This is a genomic window from Sulfurimonas sp. (genome assembly GCF_023228785.1).
Lineage (GTDB): Bacteria > Campylobacterota > Campylobacteria > Campylobacterales > Sulfurimonadaceae > Sulfurimonas.
Genome location: NZ_JALOAN010000066.1, coordinates 1 through 5,876 on the forward strand (window position 1 = coordinate 1; position 5,876 = coordinate 5,876).

The window sequence follows — 5,876 nt, forward strand, 5'->3', positions numbered from 1 at the left end:
CTTAGTTATTGATACTTCATCATCAAGTTTTGGTAAGTTTGACAACTCATCCAACCTTGAAGACAACCTATCAAACAAGTTACTATTTTCCATGAAACACTCCCTAAGTTATATTAGTTATATCCACAAAATGAATACTCATTCAGTAATAGTATACGAAAAAAACTTAATTTAAAATTAATATTGCTTATATAACTATTTTTTATATAGCAATATAGAGTTTAGTATGATATATATAAAAGAAATTTATTAATGTGTGGTGCAGACTGAGCAAACATCAAATGACTTAAAAACAAGCTCTGCTGTTTTAATATCACCTAATCCAACCATAGCTTTTTGTGAAACTCCTGGTTTCTCTCTTGAGCCACCACTTAAGTTCCACTGTGTTGGGGTAATGATCTCATAATTTTTTATAATTCCATCTTTTATCTCAACTTTATGTATCAATGTTCCTCGTGCTGCTTCAACAGCTGAAAAACCAGAAGAGTTTAGTTTTGATATATCAAGAGGTGGTTCAATATATGAAGGCTCAGCTAGATCTAAGTTTTTTAGTAAAATTTTACTATGGTTTAAAAGAGTTGAGATCTCATAGACTCTAGCTAAAACTCTACTAAAAACACTATCTCCATGTTTTTTATGGGCATCCACAATGAGTGGAGTTTTGTTTATCATTGCACGAGCTAGTGGACCTACTTCATAATACTTATCTTTATAGCTTACATTTTTAGCAAATGAGGATGGAACTTCTGACTCTTTTACGTCTTCTAGTGAGATCTTATGACTAACTTTTGCCTTTAGTGATTTACCTTTTTTAAAAAAACTACTCTCTCCAAAAGCTATAAATCTATCATAACTCTTTGCATCTTTTAAAACATCTTCTTTTTTTATTTCTCTTAAGATGTTTGGTAAATCTCCCTCATACTCCAACAAGAGATCTGAGTTTGTAGCCTCTAACAAGGTTTTAGCATCTACTTTTACTATATTGTCTTCCACAAACTTGAGTGTTTGAGATATATAATTGTCACATTTTACAATATCCATCTGAGTAATCTCACAAACAACTCCACCAACTATAGCATAAGAAGTGTGTGGATACTGCCCACCAAAAATTGCAATAGCTTTACCCATAAGTTGCGTGGGATATGTTGCTTTTAAAATCTGCTGAGAATGTCCAAAAAATGGTAATATTGTGAGATAAAACCACTTAAAATGATTTTGAATAAGCTCAAAGTTTAGAGTTAATTCTCTCATAATCTTTGCCTTATTTGAGAGCTCTAGATCTTCATAACAGCTCTCTAATGCTTGCACTGTAGCTATGAGGTGTGCATGACCACATATTCCGCAAACTCTTGGATTTATCACAAGTGCATCAAACGCTCTCTTGCCTTTTAAAATATTCTCAATATTTCTTGTTGACATAAACTTAACATCCACAAAATCTATCTTGCCATCTTTAAAACTAAAGTCTAGTTTTGCCTCGCCCTCTATTTTTTCTATAAGTTTAATCATCAAATAACTTCTTCTCTAACCTATCTATTTTAAAGGCTTTTGTAATTCCAGCAAGTGTAAGATAGACTCTTTTATTGACACCAACTGGTAAATGCTCAGGAATTGCCATATTTTTCTTCGTGCTAAATAGATTTTGTCTTGGGAAACTAGGCTCCGTACAACCCATACAAGGAAGTCCAGCTCTAGTTTTAGAGTTTACCTCATTCCAAAGTATCTTATTACAACTTCCATGTGTAAAGGGTGCTTGACAACCATGATCGTAAAACATACAACCCTCAAGCTCTCCAAAGTTGTGATTATCTACTTTATACTCAAAGTACTCGTTTCTTGTACAGCCATTGTGAACTGTGTAGGCATAAAACTCTTTTGGACGCAAAAACTCATCAACTTTTAAAGTTATATCTTTTTTGATTGCATAAAGAGTGTTTACTAAAACTTCTGGATGAACTGGGCAACCTGAAAGAGATATAGTCTTATCAAGCAGACTCTTAAAAGTATCAACTCTCTTTTCTTGATCAAAGTGCAGTCCTGAAGTCTTTTCATAACCACTCTCTCTAAAAATCCCCCCAAAAGTCGCACATGTACCAACGGTAACTATCTTTTTAACTCTCTTAGAATATCTCTGGATTATATCCACAATGGATAGATCTGCTCTTTTAAACTCTTTTGATATCGCACCTTCAATCAGCAAGACATCACATTCAATATCTTGTGAGACTATATCTTGGAGCAGATATTTGGAGTCTATAACTGGATGATATATAAATTCAAAGTCCTCTAAGAACTGTTCCATTTGTGAATAATTGAAAAATGAATGAGTATTACCGTTACATGAGATTGCACTAAGCCATAACACCTTCATTTTTGTTTTCATCTCTACTGTGAGCTCAAAGCTTTGTAGATATTGTATGTTATATCTTCTACATATTCATTTAGATCTTTTGGCAAAATATCTTCACCCTTTAAAAAGACCATACCACCTAAGTATCCCATAAAAAGCCCAAAAGCACTAAAGAAGTCCTGCTCTCTTAAGTCTCCGCATCTAACACCCTCTTCAAAGTAGATCATTATCTCTGTCACAAACTCATTTACACAGAGCATTCCCTCACAAGTATCTCTAAATACTTCACGATTAGATAGATAGATCCTTAAAAAGTAGTCTATCATTTCTGGTTTTACAGAAGCCGTCTTAAAATACATCTCTACTATTTTTCTTGTTTTTTCTTTAGTAGATATATCCTCTTCATTTATCTCTCTTAATTTTTTGCCTAAATATACAGAGATGTATTTTATGATCTCACTTGCTAGTATATCTTTTGATTTAAAGTAGTTATACATATTGCCTACACTCATCTTAAGAGATTTAGCAATATCAGGAATAGTAGTGCTATAGAAACCCCTTGAAGCAAATAGCTCTAACGCGCACTCTATTATCTGCTCTTTTTTTAACTGTTTCTTGTCTAACAAAAACTCTCCCTCTTAGTTTATATAATAGAACCCTCTTATTAATCTATAAACTAGATTCCGTGTCAAGCACGGGATGACGAGACATACGTCATCCTGAATTTGACTCAGGATCCAACTTAATAATTGTTCAGAGCACTCAATAAAATTATACTACAATTTATTGAGTTTTTTTAGAATAAGGACAGTGAAATAAGTAAAATATAGCAAGTTATATTAGCTAGAAATTGCACTTGTTTTAGAATGGGGTTCTTAAAAGTGGAACATTTTTGGAACAATGAGTTTAGATTTTCTTTGAAGTATTGTATTTTAGGACTTTATAAAAGGTTCTAAATTTTCATTCTATATCATCTATTTTCATTGTTTTTCAAATTTTGTAGTAAAAACTGTAGTAAAAATATGATTTTAGAAAAAACATCAATCTACTTTTTGGGGAATAAGCTCTGGGATAATCTGCGAAGCAAAGAATGAATTTACTTTCAATCGAAGTGGTGCTTTACTATGTTCACTTTCTATATAGCCCATTTTCGTTAGAGTGCTTACGAGTTTTGTAGCAGTGCTTACACTTTTACCTATGGCTAAAGGCACATATTTTCTCTCTAGTTCACCACTTAACAACAAGTGAGAAAATAACAGTTCAGAGTATTTTGGTAAGGCTTCTTGTTTGTAAAACATCCCCTCTTGTGAAAATTTTACAAATTTTCTAATTTTATCATTAAGCTGATCAAGTCGTAAACCATTTCCCATAAACTCTATTTGATCTAATGCTGCCTCAAGCATATATTTTAAATATCCCTCAAGTCCCCTAAGCGACAATTCTCCTCTTCCGTCCGTTGCACCTTGTTGTTTCATATCTGCATAAGACAAGTAGTGCTGATACTCTTTAACATCTCTCGCAAGTCCTCTAGATATGTTCCATAAGCCATAGCCTTCAAGCTTCATATTCCAAAACATTGCATCAAGATGCAGTCTTGAAACCCTTCCGTTTCCGTCTAAGAAAGGGTGAAGATACGCTAAGCGATGATGAGAACTAAGTGCAGCAAGTAGTTTGATCGCTTTTGTAGAACTATTGAAAACTGAAGAATACTCTTTTTCATAGTAGTTGAGAACTGTTGTGATTAAATCACTTGAAGGTGCAATATGGCTGCCAACTTGAACATCTTTTGTTCTGAACTCACCGGGTATCATCTCTATGAGTTCATTTTCTTTTTCAAGTTTTGTAAATTTTTCCATACCTTCACTAGAGTAAAAGAGTCGATGTATCTCTTTTATAAAATCTCTATTAATTACACTATGCCTAGTAGAATAATCCTCAACAAACTCTTGTGTTTTGATATGGGCAACTGAAAGCTCTTGCAGTGCTTTTTCTTTAGAATTATCTGAAAATTGTTTCAGCATAGCTTTTTCAATATCTATAGGGTGTGTACTTTCCGCCTCAATTCTGTTTGAATAGTAACTGTTTGTGATCCGTAAAACATCCCTAAAAGTATTTACAACATATTGGTTATATCCACTTGCAATCTTTGCACTTTCTATACAAACTTTTTCTGAAAGCTCTAATAATTCTGGCTTTATCTGCCCTTTTAGATTATAAGGCATAATTGGAGATATTAACATTTTATCCATCCTTGATGTCATTATATCTATTTTCTTTATTTTATTGCAACTTTTACGAGATAAATTATGAGGAACATAATGGCTAATAGTGCCAATTTTTAGGAACTTAAGAAGATGTTCTAAAATTAATTAGTCTCTTTTTTACGAGATAAATTACGGAATGTATTACTAGATCATTTTACTTTTAACATTTCACTAAATGCTTCGATACTTCCGAGTTCACAGGTAACACCATTGTATTATCAAAAAGTGTGTAGTGCTACTATGATAGCTTTAACAGGTGCGAACAAAGAACTAATAGAGCAACAGATACCACAATATTTTATGTATGCTTCAAAAAATGGTAGGAGTAGATGGGAAGCATTAGGAGTTGAAATAACTATAGCACCTGATAGTCAAAATTTACTAGGTTGTAGTTTTTACAAGAATAAATAATTTAAATTGTGTATGTATGATGTTGATAGTGGAGATAACTAATCAAAGATAATTAAAAGCTTATAAAAGAGTAGATTTTACTACATAGTTTCATTAATGGGTAGCAATAGGGTAGCAAATAGATTTAATAGAAAGCTTAAACTTATTAGTAAAGTTCGATGTATAAGTAGTTTTGAGAGATTTTTTGTATTGAATGGTGCGGATGAGAGGACTTGAACCTCCACGCCTTGCGGCACCAGATCCTAAGTCTGGCGTGTATACCAATTTCACCACATCCGCATGTGATTATAAGAGCAGAATTATATTTAAATATTCTTTATCTTACTTTAATTCTTGGTTTTTTGAAAAAAACCATAGCTTTAGTGCCTTAACGGCTAGCGTAGATAAATGGACTCTGTTCATTTATCGTTTAAATAATGGTACCCCCTACACGATTCGAACGTGTGGCCTACGCCTTAGAAGGGCGTTGCTCTATCCAGCTGAGCTAAGGAGGCATATTTTAGTTTTTTTATTTTAAAGCAACAAATTTATTGCCTAAGTCAAGTAAAACTAAACTTGTTTTAATTTTTCAACAACTACCATAGTAAAACAGTTTCTGTCTGAATTGAAATATCTCTTGGTTTTTTAAAAAAACCAAAGCTTTAGCACCCAAGAGGCTAGCGTAACAAAACGGACTTGTTCATCTCAAAAACTCTTGGTTTTGGAACAAAACCACAGCTTCAGTGCCCAAGCGGCTAGCGTAGATAAATGGACTTTGTTCATTTATCGTTCAAATAAATGGTACGCCCGATAGGATTCGAACCTATAACCCTCGGAGCCGAAATCCGAAACTCTATCCAGTTGAGCCACGG

General features: G+C 33.2%; 5 protein-coding genes and 2 tRNA genes. 1 reads left to right on the plus strand and 6 read right to left on the minus strand.

Annotated features, from left to right (window positions below; genetic code table 11):
• Nucleotides 1-249: 249 nt before the first annotated feature.
• The 4 genes from M0Q24_RS11265 to M0Q24_RS11280 form a co-directional block, all read right to left on the minus strand.
• A complete protein-coding gene (locus M0Q24_RS11265) occupies nt 250-1,509 on the minus strand; it encodes a nickel-dependent hydrogenase large subunit (RefSeq protein WP_295050713.1) in 1,260 nt (419 codons plus the stop codon).
• Nucleotides 1,502-2,383, minus strand: a complete 882-nt coding sequence (locus M0Q24_RS11270) for a hydrogenase (RefSeq protein ID WP_295050715.1) — start codon at nt 2,381-2,383, stop codon at nt 1,502-1,504. Before M0Q24_RS11270 ends, M0Q24_RS11265 begins: the two co-directional genes overlap by 8 nt.
• A gap of 2 nt (nt 2,384-2,385) precedes the next feature.
• The gene (locus M0Q24_RS11275) at nt 2,386-2,976 is read right to left on the minus strand and encodes a TetR/AcrR family transcriptional regulator (RefSeq protein WP_295050717.1); all 591 of its coding nucleotides are present in this window, start codon (nt 2,974-2,976) and stop codon (nt 2,386-2,388) included.
• Nucleotides 2,977-3,390: 414 nt separating this feature from the next.
• Nucleotides 3,391-4,590, minus strand: a complete 1,200-nt coding sequence (locus M0Q24_RS11280) for a Fic family protein (protein WP_295050719.1) — start codon at nt 4,588-4,590, stop codon at nt 3,391-3,393.
• A gap of 264 nt (nt 4,591-4,854) precedes the next feature.
• Between M0Q24_RS11280 and M0Q24_RS11285 the strand changes: the two genes are divergently transcribed.
• Nucleotides 4,855-5,025: a hypothetical protein gene (locus M0Q24_RS11285; RefSeq protein WP_295050720.1), complete on the plus strand. Its 171-nt coding sequence runs from the start codon at nt 4,855-4,857 to the stop codon at nt 5,023-5,025.
• A 194-nt stretch (nt 5,026-5,219) separates the two neighbouring features.
• Here M0Q24_RS11285 and M0Q24_RS11290 read toward each other — a convergent pair.
• A tRNA-Leu gene (locus M0Q24_RS11290) sits at nt 5,220-5,304 on the minus strand.
• A gap of 138 nt (nt 5,305-5,442) precedes the next feature.
• A tRNA-Arg gene (locus M0Q24_RS11295) sits at nt 5,443-5,519 on the minus strand.
• Between the last annotated feature and the right edge of the window lie 357 nt (nt 5,520-5,876).

Excerpts from the sequence above, each read along its gene's own strand:
- M0Q24_RS11280 (WP_295050719.1), bottom strand. The coding sequence starts at position 4,590 with ATGTTAATATCTCCAATTATGCCTTATAATCTAAAAGGGCAGATAAAG.
- M0Q24_RS11265 (WP_295050713.1), bottom strand. The coding sequence starts at position 1,509 with ATGATTAAACTTATAGAAAAAATAGAGGGCGAGGCAAAACTAGACTTT.
- M0Q24_RS11285 (WP_295050720.1), top strand. The coding sequence starts at position 4,855 with ATGATAGCTTTAACAGGTGCGAACAAAGAACTAATAGAGCAACAGATA.
- M0Q24_RS11270 (WP_295050715.1), bottom strand. The coding sequence starts at position 2,383 with ATGAAAACAAAAATGAAGGTGTTATGGCTTAGTGCAATCTCATGTAAC.